General features: G+C 69.5%; 20 protein-coding genes and 1 pseudogene. 7 read left to right on the plus strand and 14 right to left on the minus strand.

The features are described 5' to 3' along the window. Positions 1 to 71: 71 nt before the first annotated feature. Genes cobG through A5787_RS19175 form a run of 3 tightly spaced genes read left to right on the plus strand, consistent with a single transcriptional unit; the run spans position 72 to position 3,302 of the window. A complete protein-coding gene (gene cobG, locus A5787_RS19165) occupies positions 72 to 1,193 on the plus strand; it encodes a precorrin-3B synthase (protein WP_066969894.1) in 1,122 nt (373 codons plus the stop codon). Positions 1,194 to 1,197: 4 nt separating this feature from the next. Then, on the plus strand, positions 1,198 to 1,824 hold the full coding sequence (locus A5787_RS19170; protein ID WP_066969835.1) for a precorrin-8X methylmutase: 627 nt from the start codon (positions 1,198 to 1,200) through the stop codon (positions 1,822 to 1,824). Then, a complete protein-coding gene (locus A5787_RS19175) occupies positions 1,821 to 3,302 on the plus strand; it encodes a precorrin-2 C(20)-methyltransferase (RefSeq protein WP_066969837.1) in 1,482 nt (493 codons plus the stop codon). The genes A5787_RS19170 and A5787_RS19175 overlap by 4 nt, the downstream gene beginning before the upstream one ends. Before the next feature lie 4 nt (positions 3,303 to 3,306). On the opposite strand, the gene A5787_RS19180 is transcribed toward A5787_RS19175, so the two are convergent. The 4 genes from A5787_RS19180 to A5787_RS19195 all read right to left on the minus strand — a co-directional run bounded on the left by A5787_RS19180 (position 3,307) and on the right by A5787_RS19195 (position 9,103). Continuing rightward, complete coding sequence (locus A5787_RS19180; RefSeq protein WP_066969839.1) at positions 3,307 to 3,933, minus strand: flavodoxin family protein; 627 nt, start codon at positions 3,931 to 3,933, stop codon at positions 3,307 to 3,309. Positions 3,934 to 3,976: 43 nt separating this feature from the next. Further along, positions 3,977 to 6,883 carry an RND family transporter gene (locus A5787_RS19185; RefSeq protein ID WP_369829144.1) on the minus strand — a complete coding sequence of 969 codons (2,907 nt, stop codon included), beginning with the start codon at positions 6,881 to 6,883 and terminating at the stop codon, positions 3,977 to 3,979. 32 nt (positions 6,884 to 6,915) lie between these two features. Further along, positions 6,916 to 7,347 carry an MmpS family transport accessory protein gene (locus A5787_RS19190; protein WP_066969842.1) on the minus strand — a complete coding sequence of 144 codons (432 nt, stop codon included), beginning with the start codon at positions 7,345 to 7,347 and terminating at the stop codon, positions 6,916 to 6,918. A 214-nt stretch (positions 7,348 to 7,561) separates the two neighbouring features. Beyond that, positions 7,562 to 9,103 (minus strand): PPE domain-containing protein, encoded by a 1,542-nt coding sequence (locus A5787_RS19195; protein WP_066969843.1) that lies wholly within the window; start codon positions 9,101 to 9,103, stop codon positions 7,562 to 7,564. A gap of 156 nt (positions 9,104 to 9,259) precedes the next feature. On the opposite strand from A5787_RS19195, the pseudogene A5787_RS28295 reads away from it, so the two are divergent. Next, positions 9,260 to 9,877: pseudogene (locus A5787_RS28295) on the plus strand (DUF2275 domain-containing protein); the annotation flags it as partial. A gap of 180 nt (positions 9,878 to 10,057) precedes the next feature. Next, positions 10,058 to 10,612 (plus strand): RNA polymerase sigma factor SigC, encoded by a 555-nt coding sequence (gene sigC, locus A5787_RS28300; RefSeq protein ID WP_231994067.1) that lies wholly within the window; start codon positions 10,058 to 10,060, stop codon positions 10,610 to 10,612. On the opposite strand, the gene A5787_RS19205 is transcribed toward sigC, so the two are convergent. From A5787_RS19205 to A5787_RS19220, 4 genes are read right to left on the minus strand one after another with little or no spacing between them, the layout of a single operon-like run. Further along, a complete protein-coding gene (locus tag A5787_RS19205) occupies positions 10,609 to 11,337 on the minus strand; it encodes a cobalt-precorrin-6A reductase (RefSeq protein WP_197507274.1) in 729 nt (242 codons plus the stop codon). The genes sigC and A5787_RS19205 overlap by 4 nt on opposite strands. Continuing rightward, positions 11,334 to 12,086, minus strand: a complete 753-nt coding sequence (cobM, locus tag A5787_RS19210; RefSeq protein ID WP_066969896.1) for a precorrin-4 C(11)-methyltransferase — start codon at positions 12,084 to 12,086, stop codon at positions 11,334 to 11,336. The genes A5787_RS19205 and cobM overlap by 4 nt, the downstream gene beginning before the upstream one ends. After that, entirely contained in the window at positions 12,083 to 13,249 is a 1,167-nt protein-coding gene (locus A5787_RS19215) for a bifunctional cobalt-precorrin-7 (C(5))-methyltransferase/cobalt-precorrin-6B (C(15))-methyltransferase (protein WP_066969848.1), read from the minus strand. The genes cobM and A5787_RS19215 overlap by 4 nt, the downstream gene beginning before the upstream one ends. Next, positions 13,246 to 13,995: an SDR family NAD(P)-dependent oxidoreductase gene (locus A5787_RS19220; protein WP_066969850.1), complete on the minus strand. Its 750-nt coding sequence runs from the start codon at positions 13,993 to 13,995 to the stop codon at positions 13,246 to 13,248. The genes A5787_RS19215 and A5787_RS19220 overlap by 4 nt, the downstream gene beginning before the upstream one ends. A gap of 35 nt (positions 13,996 to 14,030) precedes the next feature. On the opposite strand from A5787_RS19220, the gene A5787_RS19225 reads away from it, so the two are divergent. Next, on the plus strand, positions 14,031 to 14,441 hold the full coding sequence (locus tag A5787_RS19225) for a F420-dependent biliverdin reductase (RefSeq protein ID WP_066913250.1): 411 nt from the start codon (positions 14,031 to 14,033) through the stop codon (positions 14,439 to 14,441). Positions 14,442 to 14,451: 10 nt separating this feature from the next. On the opposite strand, the gene A5787_RS19230 is transcribed toward A5787_RS19225, so the two are convergent. The 4 genes from A5787_RS19230 to A5787_RS19245 all read right to left on the minus strand — a co-directional run bounded on the left by A5787_RS19230 (position 14,452) and on the right by A5787_RS19245 (position 21,316). Next, on the minus strand, positions 14,452 to 15,024 hold the full coding sequence (locus A5787_RS19230; protein WP_156764023.1) for a hypothetical protein: 573 nt from the start codon (positions 15,022 to 15,024) through the stop codon (positions 14,452 to 14,454). 28 nt (positions 15,025 to 15,052) lie between these two features. Then, complete coding sequence (locus A5787_RS19235; protein WP_066969854.1) at positions 15,053 to 17,770, minus strand: glycohydrolase toxin TNT-related protein; 2,718 nt, start codon at positions 17,768 to 17,770, stop codon at positions 15,053 to 15,055. 106 nt (positions 17,771 to 17,876) lie between these two features. After that, entirely contained in the window at positions 17,877 to 20,153 is a 2,277-nt protein-coding gene (locus A5787_RS19240) for an alpha/beta hydrolase-fold protein (RefSeq protein ID WP_066969898.1), read from the minus strand. 35 nt (positions 20,154 to 20,188) lie between these two features. Next, positions 20,189 to 21,316 (minus strand): Xaa-Pro peptidase family protein, encoded by a 1,128-nt coding sequence (locus A5787_RS19245; RefSeq protein WP_066969856.1) that lies wholly within the window; start codon positions 21,314 to 21,316, stop codon positions 20,189 to 20,191. A gap of 103 nt (positions 21,317 to 21,419) precedes the next feature. On the opposite strand from A5787_RS19245, the gene A5787_RS19250 reads away from it, so the two are divergent. Next, the gene (locus A5787_RS19250; RefSeq protein WP_066969858.1) at positions 21,420 to 22,376 is read left to right on the plus strand and encodes a 5'-3' exonuclease; all 957 of its coding nucleotides are present in this window, start codon (positions 21,420 to 21,422) and stop codon (positions 22,374 to 22,376) included. 3 nt (positions 22,377 to 22,379) lie between these two features. On the opposite strand, the gene A5787_RS19255 is transcribed toward A5787_RS19250, so the two are convergent. Both A5787_RS19255 and A5787_RS19260 read right to left on the minus strand, forming a co-directional pair. Then, positions 22,380 to 23,177, minus strand: a complete 798-nt coding sequence (locus A5787_RS19255) for a DUF4333 domain-containing protein (protein WP_066969860.1) — start codon at positions 23,175 to 23,177, stop codon at positions 22,380 to 22,382. A 65-nt stretch (positions 23,178 to 23,242) separates the two neighbouring features. After that, positions 23,243 to 25,993, minus strand: coding sequence for an RNA helicase (locus A5787_RS19260; protein WP_066969862.1), 2,751 nt, complete (start codon positions 25,991 to 25,993; stop codon positions 23,243 to 23,245). Between the last annotated feature and the right edge of the window lie 60 nt (positions 25,994 to 26,053).

Below are 26,053 nucleotides of genomic sequence, written 5' to 3' on the forward strand. Positions count from 1 at the left end.
CGGGCGGCTAGCGTAGTCGGCTACTCAACTGTCGCGGCCGGCCCCTTGCCCGGCGGTCGTACGGTGTGGTGATGGCCCGAGACCGCGCCACCGACGCCTGCCCGGGTGCGCTGCAGGTGCATCAGGCCGCCGACGGCGCGCTCGTGCGGGTCCGGCTGCCCGGCGGCAGCGTTTCCGCCACCCAGCTGGCGACGTTGGCGGGCGTCGCGACCGAGTGCGGCTCGGGCACGCTCGAGCTGACCGCACGGGGCAACGTGCAGGTGCGCGGCATCACCGACGTCACGGCCGTCGTGGAGGCGATCGCGGCCGCCGGGTTGTTGCCGTCGCCGACGCACGAGCGGGTCCGCAACATCGTCGCGTCACCGCTGTCCGGCCGGGTCGGCGGGGCCGCCGACGTGCGCGGGTGGGTGGACGAGCTGGACGCGGCGATTTGCGCCGAGCCCAGGCTCGCGGAGCTGGGCGGCCGGTTCTGGTTCAGCGTCGATGACGGCCGCGCCGACGTGTCCGGGCTGGGCGCCGACGTCGGCGTGCATGCGCTGGACGACGGCGTCGCGCTGCTGGTGACCGGCCGGGACACCGGCGTCCGGCTGGACGTCGGCGACGTGGCGCAGGCACTGGTCGCGCTGGCCGTGCGGTTCGTCGAGATCCGCGGAAAGGCTTGGCGCGTCAGCGAATTGGCCGATCTTGCCGACTTGCTGCCCGATGCGGACCTCAGCGCCGCACCGTTCCCGCCCGTCACGAAGGGCCCGGTGGGGTGGATCAACCAGCACGACGGCCGGGTGACGCTGGGCGCAGCGGTGCCACTGGGCGTGCTGCGCGCGCGGGTCGCGGAGTTTCTGGCCGCGCTCGAGGCCCCGCTGGTGGTCACGCCGTGGCGCTCGGTGCTGGTGTGCGATCTCAGCGAAGAGGTCGCGGACACCGCGCTGCGGGTGCTGGCGCCGTTGGGGCTGGTCTTCGACGAGAACTCCCCCTGGCTGAGTGTCAGCGCCTGCACCGGCAGCCCGGGGTGCGCGCACTCGACGGCCGACGTGCGGGCGGACGCCGCGCTGTCGCTGCAGGCGCCGGACGCGGCTCCCGGCGAGCACCGTCATTTCGTCGGCTGCGAGCGGGCGTGCGGCAGCCCGCCGGCCGGTCAGGTGCTGGTCGCCACCGGGCAGGGCTACCGACTGCTTCGCGACCAGCCCTTAAGGTGAGCGGGTGCTCGACTACATCCGCGACGCGGCCGAGATCTACCGGCAGTCGTTCGCGGCCATCCGCGCCGAAGCCGACCTGGCGAGATTTCCGGACGACGTCGCGCGGGTGGTGGTCCGGTTGATCCACACGTGCGGGCAGGTCGACGTCGCCGACCACGTCGCCTACACCGACGGCGTCGTCGCGCGGGCCGGCGCCGCGTTGCACGGCGGCGCCCCGGTGCTGTGCGATTCATCGATGGTGGCCGCCGGCATCACCACCGCCCGGCTGCCCGCCGGCAATCAGGTCGTATCGCTGGTCGCCGATCCGCGCGCGGCCGACCTGGCCGCACGCCGGCGCACCACCCGTTCGGCGGCCGGCGTAGAGCTGTGGGCCGAGCAGCTGCCGGGCGCGGTGCTGGCGATCGGCAACGCCCCCACCGCACTGTTCCGGCTGTTGGAGCTGATCGACGAGGGCGTATCCGCGCCGGCTGCCGTGCTCGGCGGGCCGGTCGGGTTCGTCGGGTCGGCGCAGTCCAAGCAGGAACTGATCGACCGTCCGCGCGGGATGTCCTATCTGGTGGTGCGGGGCCGCCGCGGCGGTAGCGCGATGGCCGCGGCCGCGGTCAACGCGATCGCGAGCGACGCCGAATGAGCGCGCGGGGCACCCTATGGGGCGTCGGGTTGGGGCCCGGCGACCCGGAGTTGGTGACGGTCAAGGCCGCCCGGCTGATCGGCGAGGCCGACGTGGTGGCCTACCACAGCGCCCGGCACGGCCGCAGCATCGCCCGAGGAATCGCCGAACCCTACCTGCGGCCCGGTCAGATCGAGGAACATCTGGTCTATCCGGTGACCACCGAGGCGACCGACCATCCCGGCGGCTACGCGGGCGCGCTCGAGGACTTCTACGCCGAGGCGACGCGGCGCATCGCCGCGCACCTCGACGCCGGTCGCGACGTCGCGCTGCTGGCCGAGGGCGACCCGCTGTTCTACAGCTCCTACATGCACCTGCACACCCGGCTGACGGAGCGCTTCGACGCGGTCATCGTCCCGGGCGTCACGTCGGTGAGCGCCGCCTCCGCGGCCATCGCCACGCCGCTGGTGGCCGGCGACGAGGTGCTGTCGGTGCTGCCGGGCACCCTGCCGGTGGCCGAGCTGACCCGCCGGCTCGCCGACGCCGACGCCGCGGTCGTGCTGAAGCTGGGCCGCTCCTATCCGGCTGTGCGCGAAGCCCTTTCGGCGACGGGGCAGCTGGACGACGCGTTCTACGTCGAGCGGGCCAGCACGTCCGGGCAGCGGATACTGCCCGCCGCGGAGGTCGACGAGACCGACGTGCCGTACTTTTCGCTGGCCATGCTTCCCGGTGGCCGTCGGGGGCACCGGGATAACCAGCGGGCGGGCACCGTCGCCGTCGTCGGCCTGGGGCCGGGCGACAACGACTGGATGACGCCGCAGAGCCGGCGCGAGCTGGCCGCCGCGACCGACCTGATCGGCTACGGCGGTTACCTGGATCGCGTCCCGGTCCGCGAGGGGCAACGGCGCCACCCGAGCGACAACACCGACGAACCCGCGCGTGCGCGGCTGGCCTGCGCGCTGGCCGAGCAGGGCTGCACCGTCGCGGTGGTGTCGTCGGGCGACCCCGGGGTGTTCGCGATGGCGACCGCGGTGCTGGAGGAGGCCAAACAGTGGCCTGGAGTGCGGATCCGGGTGGTTCCGGCGATGACGGCCGCGCAGGCCGTCGCCAGCCGGGTCGGCGCGCCGCTGGGACACGACTACGCGGTGATCTCGCTGTCCGACCGGCTCAAGCCCTGGGAGGTGATCTCCGCGCGCCTGGCCGCCGCGGCCGCCGCCGATCTGGTGCTGGCCATCTACAACCCGGCTTCCAAGGCGCGGACCTGGCAGGTCGGCGCGATGCGCGACGTGCTGATGGCCCACCGCGAGCCGGGTACGCCGGTGGTGATCGGCCGCGACGTGTCCGGGCCAGAGGAAGATGTGCGAGTGGTGCGGCTGGCCGATCTCAACCCGGCCGAGGTCGACATGCGCTGCCTGCTGATCGTCGGCTCGTCGCAAACCCAGTGGTACGCGGACGATCTCGGTGACCGGGTGTTCACCCCTCGGCGTTATCCGGGGTGACCTCTCACTCGTACGGCGGATAGGGGCTCTGCCGTAGCGCAGCGGCGAGGTGCACAGCATTACGGGCGGCGGATTCGGTGGTGGTCGCGACCACTTCCGGCACGTCATCGAGGTCGCTGAAATCCCCGCCCTGCATTGCCTCGCCGTTCCAATACGTGCAGCCCTGCGCCGGAATGGAGAATCCGATGTCATTGAGGGCTTGGAAAAGGTCGGCGACGATCTTGTGCGCGCCATCCTCGTTGCCCACGACCGCGGCCAGCGCGACCTTGCCGACCATCGTGGGCCGGCCGGCGTCGTCCTTTTCGGAGATCTCGGCATCCAGTCGCTCCAGGACGCGCTGGGCGACGCTGGACATGTGGCCCACCCACGTCGGCGTGGAGACCACGACGATGTCGGAAGCCCGGACCTTTTCGAGGAGCTGCGGCCACTCGTCGCCCGGCCCCATGTCGGATTCCGTTCCGGGCAGGAGGTTCAAGTCGACACAGCGGACCTTCTCGCCATCGGCGCCGGCTTTGCGCAGCTGCTCGAGCACCTTGTCGGCCATCAGCTCGCTGCTCGAGGTCGCGGGACTCTTCTTCAACGTGCAGATAAGCGCAACGGCGCGCAGCCGTTGCTGTGTTGCCGTAGTCATGGTGGCCGAAGTACCCGCATGCCGCGTCGGCAAACGGTGCCGCTTACTTCGGCGACCCGCGACCCCCGTTGCTGCCCACCATTGACGGAACCGGCGTGGTGATCCGGGCGGTATCGGCTTCCTCGCCCAGCAGCAGTGAGCGCACCAACCTACGCGGTCCGAACGGCCGAAGCATGGAGCTTGCCGGGCGCGGCCGCACCCGGATCGGCCACCAGAACCAGCGCCCCAGCAGCGCGGCGATCGACGGCGTCATCAAGGAGCGCACGACGAGGGTATCGAACAGCAGGCCGAGCCCAATCGTGGTGCCGGCCTGCCCAATCGAGCGCAGGTCGCTCGCGGCCATCGACATCATGGTGAAGGCGAACACCAGCCCCGCCGCCGTGACGACACCGCCGGTCTCCCCCATCGAGCGGATGATGCCGGTCCGAAGCCCCGCCCCGATCTCCTCCTTGAACCGTGATACCAGCAGCAGGTTGTAGTCCGATCCCACGGCCAGCAGGATGATCAATCCGAACACCGGCGCGATCCAGTTCAGTTCCAGACCGAAGAGGTGCTGCCACACCAGCACCGACAACCCGAACGCGGCGCCCAGCGACAGCAGCACCGTCCCGACGATCACCAGGGAAGCGACCAGCGCTCGTGTGATGATCACCATGACAGCGAAAATCAGTGTCAGGGCGGCGATCCCGACGATCAGCAAGTCGTATTGCGAGCCGGCCTGGATATCGCGGTAGATCGCCGCCGTCCCGGTAAGGTAGAACTTGGCGCCGGTGAGCGTCGTTCCCTTCACGGCTTGGTGCGCGGCGTTCAGCGCGGGCTTGACCGCGGCGATGCCCGCCGGAGTCGCCGGGTCCGCGTCGTGGGTGATGATGAAGCGCCCGGCCTTGCCGTCCGGTGAGAGGAAGAGTTTCAGACCACGCTGAAAGTCGGCATTCTGGAACGCTTCCGGGGGCAGGTAGAAGTAGTCACCACTCCTGGAGGCGTCGAAGGCCTGACCCATCGCGCTCGCTGTATCGGTCATCTGGGCCATCTGCGTCACCAGACCCGAGAAGCTGCTGTGCATCGTGAGCAGGGTGCCCTGCATGGACTTGGCGACGGCGATCATCGGCGGGAACTGGGCCATCATCTGGGGCATGATCGCGTCGACGTTGTTCATGTCCTTGATCAGCGTGCTCATGTTCGCGCTGAACTTGTCCACGCCGTCGATCGCCTCGAAAACCGACCTCGAGGCCCAGCAGACCGGGATGTTGAAACAGTGTGGTTCCCAATACAAGTAGCTGCGGAACGGCCTCGCGAAATCGTCGAAGTCCGCCAAGTGGTCCCGCATCTCGTTCAGCGTGGATTGCGTGTCGCCCATGTCGCCGACCATGCGATGAGTCGCGCTGCTCATCTGTCCGAGCAAGCCCTGCATTCGCTCCATCGAGCCGACCATGGCACCCAGATCGTCGCTCATCGTGAGCATGTCGGCCGTGCGATCCTTCATGAACTGGAGGTTCTGCTGGATGGGAATCGATTGGGCACTGATCTGGAACGGTATCGACGTGTGCTCGATCGGTCCGCCCAACGGCCGGGTGATGCTCTGCACCATCGCGATTCCCGGCGACCGAAAGACGTCCTTGGCGAGCCGGTCGAGAATGATCATGTCGCCGCTGTTGCGCATGTCGTGATCGCTCTCGATCATCAGGATGTCGGGATTCATCGTCGCGGCGCTGAAATGGCGCTCCGCTGCCGCGTATCCGACATTCGACGGCACGTTGGCGGGTGTGTAGTAGCGGTCGTTGTAGCTGATCTTCATGCTGGGCATGACGAGGATGCCGACGATGGCGATGGCCAGCGAGGCCGCGAACACCGCTCCGGGCCAGCGCACGGTGGCGGTGCCGATGCGTCGCCACCCGCGCGTCTTGATCATCCGCCTCGGGTCGAGCAAACCGAACCGGGTGGCCACCGCGACAACGGCCGGCGCCGCGGTCATCGCTCCCGCGACGACGACGAGCAGCCCCAGGGCGGACGGGATGCCCAGCGCCTTGAAATACGACAGCCGTGCCAGATGCAGGCAGAAGGTAGCTCCGGCGATGGTCAACCCCGAGCCCAGGATGATGTGCGAGGTCCCGCGGAACATCGTGTACCAGGCCGCTTCTCGATCCTGACCTGCCTGGCGCGCCTCCTGGTACCGACCGATGAGAAAGATCGCGTAATCGGTTCCCGCCGCGATCGCCAGCGACGACAGCATGGCGACGACGAACGTGGAGAACCCCAGCAGCTCGTTGTTTCCGAGCAGCGCGACCAGCCCCCTGGCCGTGCCCATCTCGAAACCGACCATGACGAGAACCAGGAGCACCGTGCTGATGGAACGGTAGGCGATGAACAGCATGATCATGATGACCACGCCCGTCACGCCCATCATCTTGAACATGCTCTTGTCGGCGGCTTCGTTCATGTCCGTCGTCAGCGGTGCCGGACCCGTGACGTAGACCTTGAGCCCCTTGGGGGGGTCCGACTTGTCGACGATCTTGCGCACCGCGTCCACGGACTGGTTGCCTAGCGTGCTGCCCTGGTCGCCGGCCAGGTTGAGTTGGACGTAAGCGGCTTTGCCGTCGCGGCTTTGGACGCCGGCGGCGGTGAGCGGGTCTCCCCACACGTTCTGCACGTGCTGCACGTGCTTCGGATCGGCCTGCAGCTTCTGGACCAAGCCGTCGTAATAGCGGTCCGCCCCGTCGCCGAGTTGTTGCTCGCTCTCGAGGACGATCATCGCGATGCTGTCGGAGTCCGACTCGTGGAAAGTCGCGCCGATGCGCTTGGCCGCGATCATCGCGGGCGCGTCCTGGGGCGACATGGTGACCGCGTGCTTGCGTGCGACCGATTCGATCGGCGGCACAAGCACATTCAGCGCGACGGTCAAGAGCAGCCATCCGATGATGATGGGCCATGCGAACCTTTCGACGAAGCGCATGAATCTCGGTCGGGCGTCGTTATCGGCGGCGTTCATGCGGCCTTCACCAGACAGGAAGTCTGCGCGTGATGGCCGGCCGAGGACCTCTCGTCCTTGAGCTCACCGTTGACGGTGATGCGGCACCCGATGCTGTCGCTATTGCCCTGCGCCACCACGCTGGCGATCACGGCCGGCACCGTCGTCGTGATCGTGAAGGTCCAGGGCAGGCTGGTGAAGTTCGCCTGTTCCGGCTGGGCCTTCTTGTCCAGGTAGCTCACGCTTCCCGTCGTGTCGCCGGGCCCGTAAACCTCGTAGGTCACCCGCTTTACGTGCGACGGCTCGAGCGGTTCGGCGCTGCTACCGGTGGCGGTAAAGATCGCGTCGGAGCCGAAGACGCCGCGGAGTCGGGTGACGGCGATGGCACCGAGAATGACCGCCACCACGACGACGAGCGGCACCCAAGCCCGTTTGAGAAAAGTGACCACCGGTGTCTCCTTTCCCTCGTGACCTGGTCGTCCCGTACGGAGTCTCAGCCCGCGCCGAAGCGGCCAATAGGGCCATTCGGCCTGCAAAATGATGGTCGGCAGACACAAATCGCACTTCATCGCGGGAACTAGGCTCCGCTCATGTATACCATACCCCCTAGGGTATCTCCCACCCGGTTCTTGAGCGCTGGGCAAGGCGCGAACTGCTTGTCAGTCAGCCGTATTGGGCGGGTGGGCGGCCCCAGCTGCCGGGCAGCATCGGCATTGGTGGGCCGTCGCTGCCCCCGGGCCCGGTCAGCGTCGTCAATCCGGCGGGCCGGGCCGCGCCGGATTGGGCTGCGGCCCCGGCGAATCCGACCGATTGCGCGGCCTGCTCGGAGGTGCGGGGCGCTTGCGGGTCCGGCTGCGCCACGTCCATGAATTCGTAGCGGTGGGCATGGTCTGGAGCGGTTGCCACGCGGCGCCGTCGGGCGCGGGCCCGCTTCATGTCGGCCCCGGCGGCGGCCGGTGCGTCGACGTCGTCGGGCGCGGATTCGTCGGATGTGCGACGGGTGCGGCCAGCGGCGCTGCCGCGCGCCGGCAACCCGGAGCTGCCGACGGCGTAGAGGACGTCGGAGATGCCCGCGCTGACGCCCGTCGACGCCGACGGACCGAACCCCAGTTCCGGGCCGCCACCGACCGGTCCCCCGCCGATGCCGGGGGTCGAGCTCGGCGCCGCGGGATCGGGCACAGTGGCGGGGCTGCTCGCGCTGGCCGGGGCGGCGGCAGTCGCGGGAGCCGGCATCGCGCCCACCGGCGCCGGCGCCGCCGCGGCCGCCGGAACCGAGGTGGCCGCCGACACCGGGACCGCGATGCCGGTTGCGACGGCGGCGCCCGCCGCCAGGCCCGCGGCGCCGGCGGTGGGAACGGCGGCCAGGGCGGGGGCCAGCGATACAGCCAGCTGGATCGCCTGCTGCCCGAAGGGCCAGAAGATCATCAGCGTGTGGAAGGTGGCCCACGCGAGCGCGCTGGCCAGGGCCGGCGACATTCCGGGGACCTGCATCAGCGCCGAGGTGAGGCCGCTGGCGAACGGGACGGCGGGGATGGGCCAGCCGGCGGGGTTGAGGTCCTTCGACACCGGCCACGCGAAGTTTTTGGTGTATTGCTGCAGGAGCGCCGCGAGCTGGTCCTGCCACGACTCGGTGACGTTGGCAGCCCGGGCGCTGCCGGCCTCCCCGCCCGTGACGACGATCTGCGGCGCCGGCGTGGCCGTCGGGACCACCGCCAGGGCCGAGTCGGTGACGGCTTGGTAGGTGGTCATGGTTTCGGCGGCCTGCAGCCACATGCGCGCGTAGTCGGCTTCGTTGACGGCGATGGGGATGGTGTTGATGCCGAAGAAGTTGGTTGCGACGAGCGCCGCGTGAGTGGCGTGGTTTGCGGCGAGTTCGGCGAGCGTCGGCATGGTGGCCAGCGCGGCGGCGTAGGCGGCCGCGGCCGTTCGGTGCGACGCTGCGGCGAGCGCGCTGCCCGACGCGCTCTCAAGCAACCAGCTCAGATACGGCGCGTGGGCGGCCACGTACCGTTCGGTGCTGGGCCCATCCCAGGCGCCCTGCACCGCCCCCAGCACCCCGATGAGTTCGTCTGCCGCGGCGGCATATTCGGCGCCCACCGACGACCACGCCTCCGCAGCGGCCAGCAGCGGCCCGGAACCCGGACCGCTGCTGAGCAATGCGGAGTGCACCTCGGGCGGCAAGGCGATCCAGATCGGGGCGGTCATCGTCGGGAGCCTTCGGGCAGGAACACGAATACCTCTTCGGTGGACGTCGTCACGGGCGGGCTTGTCTTCAGTGGTCGGTTTGCCGGACGGTTTGGTTCCCCTGCTCCGCTTTTGGACGCCTTTGCGCGCCGACCGAGCATGCGCAACGATGCAGGGATGCGGTGTGAGGTTGCGCGTGAGGCGCTTTCTGCGCGACTGGACGGCGAGCGTCCGCAGGTACTCGCGCAACAGGTCGATGCCCACCTGGAATCGTGTCGGGGTTGCCGCACCTGGCTGATCGGCGCGGCGGTGCAGTCGCGCCGGCTGTCCTCCATCGAACCCGGCGAGGGACCGGACCTGGTCGACAAGATCATGGCGAGCCTCGAGCAGCAGTCCCCCACGTATCACCGCTCGATGCGCTGGCTGCGGTCGCGCTACCGGCGCTGGGGGCTGATCGGTGTCGGCGTGTTCCAGGTGGCGATCGCGACCGCCCAGATCAGCGGCATCGATTTCGGCATGGTGTCGAGCCACATGCACGGCGCGATGTCGGGCGAGCACCTGATGCACGAGTCCACCGCGTGGTTGCTGGCGTTGGGTCTGGCCATGATCGCCGCGGGCGTTTGGCCCGCCACCGCGATCGGCGTGGCCGCGATTACCGGTGTGTATTCCGTCGCGCTGTTGAGTTACGTGGTCGTCGACGCCTTCGCCGGCGAGGTGACCGCGACGCGCATCGCCAGCCACATGCCCCTGCTGTTGGGGCTGGTATTCGCGTTGCTGGTGGCGCGCGAACAGATGCGGACCCGGCGGCCGCACACCTCCGGTAAGGACGCCGGTGATCGCGACTGGCCGTCGGAGGCGCCCGGCGGTCGCCGCCGGCATCTGTGGCCCATCAACCGCACCGCTCCACACCCCACCGCAGCGTCTACGACAACCGGTCGTAGACTGGCGACGCCCGCACAACGAAGGTGGTTGGCCATGACCGCGTCAAGCGACGACGAGGCCGTTACCGAACTCGCGTTGGCGGCCGCGCGCGGGAACGAGCGAGCGCTCGAGGCCTTCATCAAAGCGACCCAACAAGACGTCTGGCGGTTCGTCACCTACCTGTCCGACGCGGGTACCGCCGACGACCTGGCGCAAGAAACGTTCCTGCGGGCGATCGGCGCGATCGAGCGGTTCTCCGGACGGTCCAGCGCGCGAACCTGGTTGCTGGCCATCGCACGCCGGGTGGTGGCCGATCACATCCGCCATGCCCAGTCGCGGCCGCGCACCGCCGCCGGCGCCGATCCCGATCACTTCCTCGGCGGTGACCGCCATGCGCGCGGATTCGAAGACGTCGTCGAGGTGACGGCGTTGATCGCCAACCTCACCACCGAGCAGCGCGAAGCGCTGTTGCTCACCCAGCTTTTGGGGCTGCCGTACGCCGACGCCGCCGCGGTCTGCGGTTGCCCGGTCGGCACCATCCGGTCTCGCGTCGCCCGCGCGCGCGATGCGCTGCTGGCCGACATGGAACGCGAAGACCTGACCGGCTAATCCAGCGCTTCAACCCATTCGGCGGCCTCGTCGACCGTGGCCACCGCCGTCACTCCGGCGGGAAGTCGCGGCCTGGCCACCATCACCACCGGAATGCCCTGCGCGGCGGCGGCATCCAGTTTGGCCCGGGTCATGGCGCCGCCGCTGTTCTTGGTGACCAGCGCGTCGATGCGGTGCTCGCGGAGCAGCGACAGCTCGCCGTCGTAGCGATACGGGCCGCGCGATAGCAATAGCTGGTGGCGGCGCGGCAGCAAGGCAGGGTCCGGCGCGGTGACCGCGCGGATCAGAAACCACGCGTCGCTGTCGGCGAAGGCCTTGACGCCCGAACGTCCGGTGGTGAGGAAGACCCGTGAGTAACGTTGCGTGGCAACCGCTCTCGCAGCTTCCACGTCCGATGCGACGACGATCGCGTCGCCGGGCGGCCACGCGGGACGCGCCAACACCAAATGCGGGATGCGGAGTTCGGTGCACACTGCGGCGGCGTGCGCCGTCATCGTTGCCGCGAACGGGTGGGTGGCGTCGACGACGGCGTCGATGTGTTCGTCGCGCAGCCAGCGCCGCAGCCCGTCGACGCCACCGAAGCCGCCTATGCGCACCGGGCCGACCGGCAGGGCCGGATCGGGCACGCGTCCGGCGAGCGAGCTGACGATGTCGATCTGCGGGTGCAGGGTTTTCGCCAGCGCGCGAGCCTCCGATGTGCCGCCGAGCAATAGCACCCGCATCAGTGCCGGCTCCCCCGGGCCCGCCCGACCGAATACAGGTAGCTGTCGGTGAATCCCTCTGCGGCCAGCACGTCGCCGACGATGATCACCGCGGTCTTGGTGACGTTAGCGTCGTGCATCTGACCGGCGATGTCGGCCAGCGTGCCGCGCAGCACGGTCTGCTGTGGCCAGCTGGCGAAAGCCACCACCGCAACCGGCGTTTCGGCGCGATAGCTCTTGAGCAACTGCGGGACGAGGGCGTCGATCTGGGCGGCGGCCAGATGCAGCACCAGGGTCGCCCCAGACAGGGCCAGCGTGGCAAGCTCTTCGCCCGCCGGCATGGGCGTCGACAGGGTGGCCACCCGCGTCAGCGTCACCGTCTGCGCCACCCCGGGGACGGTGAGCTCGCGTTTCAAGGCGGCGGCCGCGGCGGCGAAAGCCGGCACGCCGGGCACGATTTCGTAGTCGATGCCCAGCGCGTCGAGTCGGCGGCACTGCTCGGCCAGCGCGCTGTACAGCGACGGGTCGCCGGAGTGCAGCCGCGCCACGTCATGGCCGGCGGCGTGCGCATCGGCGATTTCGGCGATGATCTGCTCGAGCGTCAACGGGCCGGTGTCAACGACTTTCGCGCCGGGCGGGCACAGCGCCAGCAGGTCGTCGGGCATGATCGAACCCGCGTAGAGGCAGGTTGCGCACGTTTGGAGCAGCCGTTGGCCGCGGACCGTGATGAGGTCGGCCGCGCCGGGGCCCGCGCCGATGAAATACACCGTCACCTCGTCACCGCCCATTGGGTGACCGGCATCTGCGGGCGCCATCCGGTGAAGCCGCCCAGCGGTTCGCCGTGGTAGTGCTGGAAACGTCGCAGCTGACCGCCTAAACGCGAATATGACTGTGCGAGCAGGGCTTCCGATTCGGCGGTGACCGCGTTGGCCACCAGCCGCCCCCCTGGGGAAAGGCGGTCGAGGCACGCATCGAGCAGACCGGGTTGGGTCAGGCCGCCGCCGATGAAGATCGCCGACGGCGCTTCGGCGCCATCGAACGCCTCCGGCGCAACGCCGCGGACGTCGATGGCGACGCCGAAGGCCGCGGCGTTGGATTCGATGTTCAGGCGGCGCGCGTCGTCACGCTCGAACGCCACTGCGGTGCAGCCCGGCCAGCTCAGGCACCATTCCACGCTGATGCTGCCCGAGCCCGCGCCGACGTCCCACAGCCGCTCCCCCGGTCGCGGCGCCAGCGCTGCCAGGGTCACCGCGCGCACCCCGTGCTTGGTGATTTGCCCGTCGTGGGCGAACGCGTCATCGGGATATGGCGACCTGCGTTCGTCGGGCAGGTAGCGCACGGCGATGAGGTTGAGGTCGTCGACGTCTTGGGGCGGGTTGTCGGCCCACTGGCGCGCGGCGGCATCGCGCCGACGTTCGGTTGGGCCGCCGAGGTTTTCGAGCACGCTGAACTCGGAGTCCCCGCGGCCGCATGCGTTGAGCAGTGCGGCCAGTTCCTTGGCGGTGGAGGCGTTTTTCGACAGCACGATCGCGTGGCCGCCGCGGCGCACCGCGGTGTGCGGTCGCGCGGTGACCAGGCTGATCACCTCGGTCTCGTGGGCGTTCCACCCCATCCGCGCGCACGCCAGCGTCACCGAGGACACGTGAGGCAGCACCCTGATGTTGTCGGCGCCGTAGAGGCGGATCAGCGTGCCGCCGATGCCGTGTAGGAGTGGGTCGCCGCTGGCGACGATGTGGATTTCGTCGTCGACGGGTAGCGCTTGCAGCGCGGGCAGCATCGGTGACGGCCACTCGTGGCGGGGCGCGGGCACCGTGTCGTCGAGCAGGTCGAGCTGACGCTTGGACCCGTAAACGACTGTGGCCCTGCGTAATTCGGCGCGCGATGCTTCTCCCAGCCCCGCCATCCCGTCGGCGCCGATGCCGACCACGACGATCATCGCGGCATCCTGCGCCAGACGAACTGCGGCAACAGCCGCATCGCGAAGAACATCGGGCGCAACGACCACGGGATCCACACGGTGCGTCGGCCCTTGGCCAGCGCCCGCGCGGTCGCCGCGGCGACTTGCTCCGGGGTGCTGGACAGCGGCGCGGGCCGCATGCCCTCGGTCATGCGCCCGACGACGAAGCCCGGGCGCGCGATCAACAGTGTGACGCCGGTGCCGTGCAGCGCGTCGGCCAGCCCGCTGGCGAAGCCGTCCAGGCCGGCCTTGGCCGAGCCGTAGACGTAGTTCGCGCGGCGCACCCTGACCCCCGCGACCGAGGAGAACACCACCAGCGAGCCGCGCCCGGCGGTGCGCATGGCGGCGGCCAGGTGGGTGAGCATGCTGACTTGATCGACGTAGTCGGTGCGCACGATGGACACCGCGTGCGCGGCGTCGCCCTCGGCGCGGGCCTGGTCGCCGAGGATGCCAAAGGCCAGCACCGCGGTGCCGATGGGTCCGTGTTCGGCGACGACCGAGGCGACCAGCGGGCCGTGCGAGGCGAGGTCGTCGGCGTCGAATTCCCGGGGGTGCACCGCGGCGGCCCCGGCGGCCTTGACCGTCGCGACCTCGTGGTCGAGCTGGTCGGCTCTGCGTGCGGCCAGCACCACCGTCGCCCCGGGTGCCAGGCGGCGCGCGAGCTCGACGCCGATTTCGCTGCGGCCGCCCAGGATTAGTACTGGACCCGCGCCCGTGTCGTCCACGGCTGCGATTATCACCTGCGCTAGCGTGGGCGGTGATGGCGAATACCACTACGCGGCTGACCGACGACGCGCTGGCTTTCCTGTCAGAACGTCACCTGGCCATGCTGACCACGCTGCGGGCCGACAATTCCCCGCATGTGGTGGCGGTGGGTTTCACCTTCGATCCCAAGACTCACATCGCGCGAGTGATCACCACCGGCGGCTCGCAGAAGGCCGTCAACGCCGACCGCGCCGGGGTGGCCGTGCTCAGTCAGGTCGACGGCGCCCGATGGCTGTCGCTCGAAGGCCGGTCCAAGGTGAACAGCGACGCCGACGCCGTGCGTGACGCCGAGCTGCGGTACGCCCAGCGCTACCGGACGCCACGTCCCAACCCTCGGCGGGTGGTTATCGAGGTGCAGGTGGAGCGAGTGCTGGGGTCGTCGGATTTGTTGGACCGGGGAGAGTAGTTTTCTGCGGCTATCGCAACTCACCGTCGATTCGCGATGTAACGGTCTGGGGAAAGCCGTCAAGGAGTTCGGCGTCAAGCTCATCATACGAGAGCGCAAGGATGTGACTGTAGGGCATGTCGCCCCGTGTCATAATAATATATGCATGCGGATTGCTTCGGAGTGAATAGTTTACCACCTGATCGCTTTGAATATCTGCATATACCCGCGGATCAAGCCCTGCGTCGTCCCATTTCCAACTCAGCGGCTCCAGGCGGCAGTTAATTCGCAGCGACTCTGCCACCTGATAGATCATAAACTTTCCAGCATCTTTAATCCTTGCGAAGATGCCCATCGAGGATTCTACGGGGGCGATACTCCGTTCAGTCGACGCTCGAAGGACGCGATAGCCGTCGTCAGTGCCTTCAAGTATGTATGCCCACCAATCTGGATAGGGGTAACCGAACCGGAAATACAGACGCCCGCCGTCCCAGTCCGCTTCGTCGGGAGGCGGTTCTCCTGCGTATCCGTATATTCTTCTCCACCTGTTGTACCGAACAATAAGCTCGGCGATATCTGGATCGTCCGCTTCCAAAATCACCATGAACTCCTCCGATTTCAATAGCAGCATATCATTTCGATGGGGTTATTTCCCTAAGAAGTCGAGCCTTAATCAATTCGTCGACTGGAACCGGCTTCCCGGTCGATTTATCAAGCACGATCCATTGATCCCCACCGCCGGGTTGGCCGAACGCACCTTTTGCGGGGCCGTGTTGAACGACCCAATCCTGGCCTGGGGGGATTTCTCGACCGGTACCTTCGAATAAATGGTATTGGGCGGCCAGGCCCGGTGGAGTTGCTCGCTCGGCCAACGGGATCCCCTCCGGTGACAAGAACCCGCCGCCGTTTGGCCCAAGGCGGTCGAGGCGGAGATCAGTCGGAATGTGATTGGTCTCAAACGGATGTCCGGCGAAACCATTCTTTGGCGCTTGAACATCCCAATCCCAAAAAGTCTTGCCATCTGGGCCTCGGACAGCGAACTCCCGTTCGAATTCGACCGGGGTTCGTCCAGCTAACGGTTCGTAGCCTTCAAAGATCTTGGACGGAACGCCACCATCTGCCAAACGTTTGAGCTCAGCGCCGGGCTGGTCGAGCACCCGCAATGCATCGGTGGCCGGCAATGAGTAGTCGACACCTGGAACTTTTGTTGGGGTTGGTGGCTCGTGAACACCGGCAGGCCCGTCAGGCGTTTCGCCGGTGGTGCCACTGTCGTGCGGACTTCCCCGATGGTTCGGGGAGCTGTCATCTGATCCGTGTGTGTTTGGTCGATCGCCAGACCCATGTGGTCCGCCAGCATGCGGTGGCCGTCCATGCGGCGCGCCTGCGGGGCCGCCCTCGCCATGCCCGTGCCAACCGCCGCCGGGGGACGGAAGTTCAGCAGGTCGACCTCCCAAGGGCATTGAATGCGGCGGCGCCGCGGACGCGAAGGAGGGCGCCGGCTGCGGTGGGTGCGCAGCCACAGGCGCAGGTTCGACAGGAACTCCGCTAGGCGATACGGGTCCTCGAACCGGCGAATGATCAACCAATTGGGGCATCGTCGAGGGAACGCGTTCATCGGCTGCCGCTGGTATGGATGGCGGGTGCGAAGCGGGAGAGGTCGCCGGAACCGGATCATGCGGACCACCCGCAGCCGGTGCGACGGCCGACGGTTCGGGGGGTGGTTCGTGCACAGCACGTTCAGGCTCCGGCGGCGCCGCGTCTAGAGGCCCAGGCTCATGCGCACCTGGCGCGGCGTCCGGCGGGCGCGGCACCGATTCGACAGGCGCCTCCAGCGGCTTCGGCGCCGGCAAGTCCACCGGGCGGCCTCCGACGGGCGGCGGCTCGATCTTGGGCAGCCGCCCGGTTACGCCTTCGAGATCGTTTGTCAGCCCCCTGCCTGCTCCGGCGAGATCGGCCAAGGCACCGCGGGCGCCCGCGAGCCCACCGGCCGCCTCCGCACCCGCTCGCCCTGCCGCGCCCGCGGCTTCCGCGGCCTCGGCGCCTTGCAGGGCCGCCCCACCGGCCTCCGTGGCCGCGCCGGCTTCGCCAGCACCGGGAATGAAGAACATCGCGACGTCGAAGGCGTTCTCACCGAACCCCAACCCCGGTCGTGCCGTGCTCCAATCATCAAGGTGCAGCAGGGCCTTGAGCTGCTGCCAGTTCGCGTCGACGAACTCCTGCGGGTTGACGAACCCGTTGACCAGACTTCCTTTCCACAGGCCTTTCGCCATGTCCGTCCACGTTGCGGCCGCGCCGTGGGGATCGACGAGGAACCACCGCGGGTCGAGGTCCCCGATGGACAGCGCCATCCCGACGGCACCCTTCAGCGCGCCCTCGTTCGCGTTGGCGAAAACGTCGAAAACCGTTGCCACCTGGTTGCCGACCGCATCACCCAAAAACTGGGTGGCCTCGCGGCGCACGTACTTCTCCAGTTTGACGACCAAGCCGTCGACGACCCCTAAACCCGCCTTGACACCCTGTTCGGCGGCCCGGGCCTCCCGCCCCAAGTCGTGCAGGACGTCGTTGATGTCCTTGGCGATCTTCTTGATCTCCTCGAGCGCGTCGCCCTTGATGATCAACATCACGTCGTGCCCGAGGTCGGTCAGTGATCCGAGCCGGTTCAACAGATCCCGAATGTGGCTTTGGGCGCCCGCCACCTCGTTGGCGAAGTTGTCGAGGGCGGTGGCGAGCTTTCCGGATGCCTCGCCGATTTTGCCCATGCAGTCGCCGATTTGCGACAACGCGTCATCGATCTTTTCCCCTTCGGGGATCTGGTGCGCGTCCAGCAGCGCCTTGGCGGCGTTCAGCGCACTGCGCATCCCGCCCGCGGACCCCGCAAAGCCGCGCCAACGAGCCGCGGCCGCATGCAAACCGGCCACGTCGCCGTCGGGCCACACGTCGTCGACGAACGACTGCACCACTGCCCAAAGCAGCGGTGGCGGCTGCCCCTTACCCCACGTCCCCGGCGGCCCGGGCGCCGACATTTTGGGCTGCGCGGGTGGCGCCTGCAGCGCGCCGGCGCCACCGCCCAGCGTGGAGGCCGCTTCAGCCTGCGAATAGTTGGCGGCGCCTTGCTGGATCAGGGCCCCGCTCTGCCGGCACGCGTTGATGGCGGCCGCCGCCGCCTGCAGCACCGACTCGCCGGCGTCCTGATACGCCAGGCCGAACACCGCGCCAGCCGCATCCAGGCCGGTGTGGGCCGCAAAACCCGCCGTCAGCACCGTCAGGTTCGCCGCCAGGCCCTCGCCGGCGGCAATCACGGCGCTACCCACGGCGAACAGCGCCTGGGGATCGACGACTAGCGGAACCACGGCCGAATTCTCGTCGAGGTCGTCGGTCGTCGCTATTCACCCAGTCGCCCGGGTCGCGCCGAGCGTAACGCCACTGCGAAAACCCGGGCCGAAATTCGCAGTGCGGTTACGCTCGCGAACCACGAAGGGAGGGGACGCGCAGCGTGACGCGGTGCCGTCCGGCCGGCACCGCCACCGTCGGCCCGGTCGGCTCCCCGTCGAGTTGCACGCCAACCCCGGCGGGCAGGCCGGCCAGCGTGATCCGCGTGGCGACATCGGTGGCCACCGTGATCGTCGACGACGGCAGCGCGGCCAGCCCGGCGCGCGCCACGTCGACGGCAAGGCTGGCGACCCCGGTGAGGCGCAGCGTCAGATACGGCAGCGGCGCGACGGCCCGGCCCACTTGCCAGTCCAGCTCGCTGTAAAGCCCCGGCGTCGGGTCGAAGTGCGGAATGAAGCCGCGGTGGTGCCGAATCGTGTGCGTCGGGTCGGGCCGGGCATAGGACCGCGCGTCGACTTCAGCCACGGCCCCGCGCCGCGCCGTCACCGACGGATCGGCGGTCAACTCCGAGAGCCACCACACCTGGTGCGGCCCGATGCCCAGATCGGTGCGCACCAATTGCGGATACCACGCGAAAGTGATGTGCCCCGGATCGGCTTGGCGCAGAGCCGTTTCCATGTGCGAGATGGGATCCTCGAACTTGTCCTGCAGCACCCAGGCGATGTGATCCTCGAGCGGATAGACGGTGAACCGGTGCCGGTAGCCCAGCCGGTCGAGCTCGAGCACCTGTTCGGCGGCCGAGGCGAACGGCACCAGCTCGTCGACCAGCCCGTGGGCGATGACGTACGGCAGCCAGCGCGCGTTCACCAGCAGCTTCCAGGTGTCACCCTCACGGGCGCATGGCGAGTCCAGGTCGAGGTCGGCCGGGATGTCGACGCCGGGCAGCAGCCGTACACCGCAGGCCGGCGGACCCGCCAGGACCACCGCCTGCGAAAAGACCTGCGGGTAGCTCAATCCCAGCTTGTAGGCGGCATACCCGCCCATCGAATAGCCGGCGATGACGGTGCGATCGGGGTCGGTGCCCAACTGTTCGGCGACCCGGGCCCACACCTCCCACACGTCGAGTTCGCCGGTGTCGAAGTACCAGCTGGACGGGCCCCGGGCCAGCGGGGTGACCACCACCGAGTCGCGGCCCTCGCAGACCTCGTGCAACAGGCGCGGGTCGATCGCGGCGAACTGGCTCTGGCCCAGCGAGAGCGAGTGCAGCAACAGCGTCAACGGCAGCGCGCGCCCCGGCGCGTAGCTGGACGGCAGGCAGATCGAATAGGGCTGGACGCGCCCGAGGAATTGCGGCTTGGTGCTCAAGATGTCGTAGGCGGCCAACCCCCCTGCCACGCCCTGCCCGAGCTCGACCGAGGACACGTACCAGCGGGTCGACGGGCCGGTGATGACCGGCTCGGGCTCGGTGTCGCGGGCGGACAGCCGAGCCCAGGGCACCGTCGCCGCGAACGCGGACACGTCGCCATGGCTGAGGGCCGCGGCCTGAGCGGCATCCGACCAGAAGTTCAGGTGCGGCGGCTCCTGTCCGTTGGAGCGAAACGCGACGTTGTAGACGTTGGGCTGCCCGGGCAGCGCCCCGCGCTCGGCGGGCACGTCGGCGAACCCGTCGCCCGCCGCGTTGGCCAACCCCGCGGCCAGCCGGACCGTCCAGCTTCCGGCCGGCTCCACCAGCGATCGCGGCACCTGCGCCACAAACGACCGCGACTGCATGTCGACGCTGTGCTCGACCGGGGTGGTGGCCCCGGTGGTCAGATCGATCAACGTGGCTCCGCGCCCCGACAGCAGCAGGGCCATGTCGATGCCCTCCGAGCGCACGCCCGCGCCGGCCGGCCAGTCCGCGGCGGCCGTTCGGGCGGGGTCGGTGTCGAAGGCGAACAGCGCGATGGGCACCGAGGCGTCCAGCAACGTGTTCCAGTCGATGCGCCACCAGGTGTGGGTCTCGGTGAGCCCGATCGCGGCGCGGAAGATGTCGGCGCCGTTGCCCGCGGCGGGACCGTCGGGATAGACGTAGGTGCCGCGCGGCGGCGCCTGGATCTTCAGATCGCCGACCGGGAGGCCGGTCGCGCCGTGGTCGTCGTAGAGGAAGTCGGTCCAGAACAGGGCGCCCCCGGCGAGTCGGCCGGTGCCGCAGGTGCGCGGAAACTCCTCGCCGAACGGCCAATTCGGCGGCACCGGCAGCCGCGGCTCGGGGCGTCGCGCCGCGGGCGGCACGCCCTCAGGCATCCCGTCGACGACGACGAGTTCGGCGGGCGGCGCCGGCGCGGGAGCGACGGGGTGCAGCACCGCGTCGGCGACGTGACGCGCGATGCGCAGCGGAAGCAGCGTGAGGTCCAGGATCGACACGTGGCCCAACGTACGCGGCGGGGCCGTCATCGCTGCTAGGACGCGGGCACCACGATCAGTTCGTGCGGCCGGTTGTTGACGGCCACGGCGCCGTCCTCGGTGACGACGACGATGTCCTCGATCCGGGCGCCCCACCGGCCGGGAAAGTAGATGCCGGGCTCGATGGAGAACGCCATGCCCGCGGCCAACGGCAGGTCGTTGCCGGCGACGATGTACGGCTCCTCGTGTACCGACAGGCCGATGCCATGCCCGGTGCGGTGCACGAAAAACTCCGCCAGCCCGGCCTCGGCCAGCACGTCGCGGGCGGCGGCGTCGACCCGCTCGGCGGTCACGCCCGGGCGGACGGCCTCCAGGGCCGCGCGCTGGGCCCGCTGCAGCACCGAATACTGTTGCGCCACATCGGGTGTGGGCTCACCGAGGCTGTAGGTGCGAGTCGAGTCGGAGTGGTAGCCCGGCTCATACGCGCCGCCGATGTCGACGACGACGATGTCGCCTGACCGCAGCTCGCGATCCGAGTAGCCGTGATGGGGGTCGGCCGCGTGCGGCCCGGAGCCGACGATGATGAACGCCACCTCCGAATGGCCTTCGGCGACAATCGCTTCGGCGATGTCGGCGGCGACGTCGGCCTCGGTGCGGCCCGGCCGCAGAAACTCCGGCACCCGCGCATGCACCCGGTCGATGGCCGCGCCGGCCTTGCGCAGCGCGTCGATCTCGCATTCCTCCTTGGCCATCCGCAGCTCGCGCAGCAGGTCGGTGGCCAACACCGGCAGCACGCCGAGCACTTCGGCCAGCGGCAACAGGTGCAGGGCGGGCATGGAATCCGTGACGGCGGTCGCGGCCGGCCCGCCGCCCAAGGCCGCCCCCACCAGGCGGTAGGGGTCGTCGCCGTCGACCCAATCCCGCACGGCCAGGCCCAGTTCCGCGACGGCCGAGCCCTTGAGGGCGGCCAACTCCAGCCGGGGCACCACGACCGTCGGGTCGCCGGAGGCGGGCAGCACCAGCGCGGTGAGGCGCTCGAGCGTCTGCGCGCGCGAGCCGATGAGGTACCGCAGGTCGTAGCCGGGAGTGATCACCAGGCCGGCCAGCCCCGCGTCGGCGGTCGCCGCGGCCGCCGCGGCCAGCCGGCGCGCGTACACGCCCGCGTCGAATCGGTGGGAATCCATGGCAGCCAGGCTAAACCCCTGTGCCGAACGTCGAGTTGTTGCGCCGATTTGCGCAAGTGGTCGACAGCAAGTCGACGTTCGGGGGCATGACAAGATAGCCCGCATGCCCTCTCCGCTCGTGCTGCTCGACGGCGCCAGCATGTGGTTCCGGTCGTATTTCGGGGTGCCGTCGTCGATCACCGCCCCCGACGGCCGGCCGGTCAACGCCGTGCGCGGGTTCCTCGACGCGATGGCGGTGGTGATCACCCGGCAGCGGCCCGGCCGGCTGGCGGTGTGCCTGGACCTCGATTGGCGACCGCAGTTCCGGGTGGACCTCATCCCGTCCTATAAGGCGCACCGGGTCGCCGAACCCGAGCCGGCCGGCGAGCCTGACATCGAGGAAGTGCCCGACGACCTGACGCCCCAGGTCGACATGATCATGGAGCTGCTGGACGCGTTCGGGATCCCGACGGCGGGTGCGGAGGGTTTCGAGGCCGACGACGTGCTGGGCACGCTGGCGGCACGAGAGCGTACCGATCCGGTGGTGGTGGTCAGCGGCGACCGCGACCTGCTGCAGGTGGTGGCCGACGATCCCGTCCCCGTTCGGGTGCTCTACCTCGGCCGCGGGCTGACCAAGGCCACACTGTTCGGGCCGGCCGAGGTGGCCGAAACGTATGGCGTGCCGCGTGAACGCGCGGGCGCAGCCTACGCCGAGCTCGCGCTGTTGCGCGGCGACCCGTCCGACGGCCTGCCCGGGGTGCCCGGCATCGGAGACAAGACGGCGGCCACGCTGCTGGCCCAGCACGGTTCGCTGGAACAGATCCTGGCCGCCGCACAGGATCCAAAGTCCAAGATGGCCAAGGGTTTACGCGGCAAATTGCTGGCCGCAACGGACTATATCGAGGCCGCCGAACGGGTGGTGCGGGTGGCCACCGACGCGCCGATCACGCTGTCGACACCCACCGACGCCCTGCCGCTGGCGGCCGCCCATCCGAAACGCACCGCCACACTGGCGACCGAGCTGGGCGTCGGCTCGCCGATTTCCCGCCTGCAGAAGGCGCTCGACGCGCTGCCCGGCTGACCGCTACTGCGGCCGGCCGACCTCGTAGGTGCCCTTGTTGTCCTGGAAGGTCACCGTGACGTGCTTCTTGGCGCCGTCGATGCTGACGTCGCAGTCGAAGGTGCCGCCTTTCTTGACCACGGGGTTTTGGCCGTGGTTGCAGGAGACGTCTTTGACGTTCTTGGCGCCGTAGCCGTTGGTCTCGTCGGTGAGGATCTGCTGGACGCCGGCCTGGGCCTTGTTGACGTCGAGCTTGGTGGTGACGAAAAACCCGGGCTCCCAGAAGCCGAGCACGAGCACGACCGCGACGACCAGCAGGGCGATCGCGCCGGCCACGCCGCCGATCAGCGCCGTGGAGCGCTTCCTCGCCGGCTGTTGGTAGGGCGGGTACTGCTGCGGGTATTCCCCGGGCTGGCCGTACTGCCCCGGCTGACCGTACTGGCCGGGCTGGCCGTACTGCCCTGGCTGACCGTACTGGCCGGGCTGGCCGTACTGCCCCGGCTGACCGTACTGCCCGGGCTGGCCGTACTGGCCGGGTTGGGCGTACTGGGGCGGCTGCGCGCCGTACTGCCCGGGTTGGCCGTAACCGGGCTGCTGCTGGGGGTACTGCTGCGGGTAGGCCTGCTCGGTCGGCGGTTGGTACTGCGGATACTCGGCGGGCGGGGTGGCCGGCGTGTAGGCCGGAGCCTGCCACGTCGCGTCCTGGCCCGGCTGCTGCTGCTGCCAGGGCGATCCGACCTGCGTAGGCTCCGAGGACTGATCGCCGGTCTGACCGGGCGGTTGCCACTCGTGGCCCGGCTCCGATCCCTGCGGTCCGCTCATCGTCTCTCCTCAGTTCCCTTGTGTCTCGCGCTATTAGCGCCCTGTAACGGTAGCTCGGGCCTAGCCTACCCGGCGTCAACTGCAACGACGCCGCGCCGAACGTCGTTGATGGCGCGCTTGGCGGTGGCCCGGAGCTCTGGATCCGGTGCGGCGTTGCGCACCTGGTCCAACAGATCTAGCACCTGGCGGCACCAACGCACGAAGTCCCCCGCCGACAACGGCGAGCCGGCGCCCTGGATGTCGGCGACGGCCAGCGCCGCGGTCAGATCCCCCGTCCGGGCCCACCGGTAGATGACGTTGACGAAGCCGTCGTCGGGTTCGCGGCTCGGGGCGATCCGGTGCGCCTGCTCGTCGGCGCGCAGCGCGGTCGACAACCGCGACGTTTGCTGCAGCGCCTGGCGCAACCGCTGTGTGGGCACCTCGGCCGCAAGCGCGCCACCCGGGCCGTCACCGCCGCGGGTCTCGTACAGCACCGCCGAGACCACCGCCGCCAGCTCGGCCGGTGTCAAACCCGACCACGCGCCGGTGCGCAGGCATTCGGCGACCAGCAGGTCGCTCTCGCTGTAGATGCGGGCCAACAACCTGCCGTCGTCGGTGACGTGGGGATCGGTGGCCGGACCCCGGATGAAGCCGCGCTCGGTGAGCAGCCCGACGATCCGGTCGAACGTCCGGGCCAGCGAGTTGGTGGCGGCGCCCACCCTTTTGTCCAGTTGCGCGTTGTCGCGTTCGATGCGCAGGTAGCGTTCGGCCTCCCGCATCCGGGGCTCGAGCCCGGCACTGTTGTGGGCGGGATGCCCGCGCAGCTCCGCCCGCAGCGACGCCAGCTCCGGGTCGTGCAGCGCGCCGTCGACGTCCGCGCGAGCGCTGCGGCGCGTCGCCGGAACCTCCAGCCCGGCGGCGGCCGACAGCAGCGCCGACGCCAGATCCCGCCGCACCCGTGGCTGGCGGTATTCGACGCGCTTGGGCAACGACATCGAGCCGACCGGCGCCGTCGCGCCCGAATAGTCCGCCGACGAAATCCGCCCCGCCCAACGGTTTTCGGTCAGCACGAGCGGGCGCGGGTCGTCGCCGTCGCGCGCCGACTCCAGCACCACCGCCAGCCCGCCGCGCCGGCCATGGGTGATCGTGATGATGTCGCCGCGCCGTAGCGCGACCAGCGCATCGGTGGCCGCCTGCCGCCGCTGCAGCCGCGACGCGCGGGACTGCGCGCGCTCGATCTCCGAAATCCGCGCGCGCAGCCGGGCGTATTCGAAGATCGGCGCGTCGGGCCCGCCGAGCTCGGCGGCGATCTCGTCGAGCATCTGTTGGCCGCGCTCGATGCCGCGGACCAGGCCGACGACGGAACGGTCGGTTTGGTATTGCGCGAACGACTGCTCGAGCAGCTGGTGCGCCTGTTCGGGGCCCATGTGCTGCACAAGGTTGATGGTCATGTTGTACGACGGTGCGAACGAACTGCGCAGCGGGAAGGTGCGGGTGGAGGCCAGCCCGGCCACCGCGGAGGGTTCGGTGGTTTCCTCGCTGGGGTTCCAGAGCACCACCGCGTGGCCCTCGACGTCGATGCCGCGCCGGCCGGCGCGGCCGGTGAGCTGCGTGTACTCCCCCGGCGTCAGCGGCACGTGCTGCTCGCCGTTGAACTTGACCAGCCGTTCGAGCACCACCGTGCGCGCGGGCATGTTGATGCCCAGCGCCAGGGTTTCGGTGGCGAACACCGCCTTGACCAGGCCGGCGGTGAACAGCTCCTCGACCGTGTGCCGGAACGCCGGCAGCATCCCGGCATGGTGGGCCGCCAGACCCCGCAGCAGCCCCTCCCGCCACTCGTAATAGCCGAGCACCGCCAGGTCGGCGTCGGCCAGATCACCGCAGCGGTGGTCGATCACCTCGGCGATCTGGGCGCGCTCCTCCTCGGTGGTCAGCCGCAGCGGCGAACGCAGGCACTGCTGCACTGCGGCGTCACAACCGGCCCTGGAGAACACGAACGTGATCGCCGGCAGGAGGCCCTGGGAGTCGAGGATCGCGATCACGTCCGGCCGCGCGGGCGGCCGGTAGAAGCGCGGCCGTCCCACCCCGGCGCGCCCCGCGCCCCTTCGGCGCGGCTGCCAGTCCGACATCCGGTCCGCCTCGCGGCGATGCGCGATGTGGCGCACCAGGTCGGGGTCGACGCGCGATTTGTCGGCCTCGTTGTCGTAGTCGAACAGGTCGAACAGGCGCTTGCCCACCAGGACGTGCTGCCACAGCGGAACGGGCCGGTGCTCGTCGACGACGACGGTGGTGTCGCCGCGGACGGTCTGGATCCAGCCGCCGAACTCCTCGGCGTTGCTCACCGTCGCCGAGAGGCTGACCACCCGCACCTCTTCGGGCAGGTGCAGGATCACCTCCTCCCACACCGGTCCCCGCATCCGGTCGGCCAGGAAATGCACCTCGTCCATCACCACATACGAAAGCCCTTGCAGCGCGGGCGAATCCGCGTAGAGCATGTTGCGTAGCACCTCGGTGGTCATCACCACGACGGGCGCGTCGCCGTTCACTGACATGTCGCCGGTCAGCAGCCCGATCCGGTCGCGGCCGTAGCGCTCGGTCAGGTCGGTGTGCTTCTGGTTGCTCAGCGCCTTGAGCGGCGTGGTGTAAAAGCATTTGCCGCCGGAGGCCAGCGCCAGGTGCACCGCGAATTCGCCGACCACCGTTTTACCGGCGCCGGTCGGCGCGCACACCAGCACCCCGTGGCCCCGTTCCAGCGCCGCGCAGGCCCGCCGCTGAAAGTCGTCGAGCGTAAAGCGCAGTTCCGCGGTGAACCGAGGCAGCTCGGCCAGTTCGGTCACGCCGTCGCCAGATCCCGCGAGGGCGCGCAGATGTACAGGAAATACGGCGTGTCGGCGTGC

The sequence above is a fragment of the Mycobacterium sp. 852002-50816_SCH5313054-b genome (genome assembly GCF_001667185.1).
GTDB lineage: Bacteria > Actinomycetota > Actinomycetes > Mycobacteriales > Mycobacteriaceae > Mycobacterium.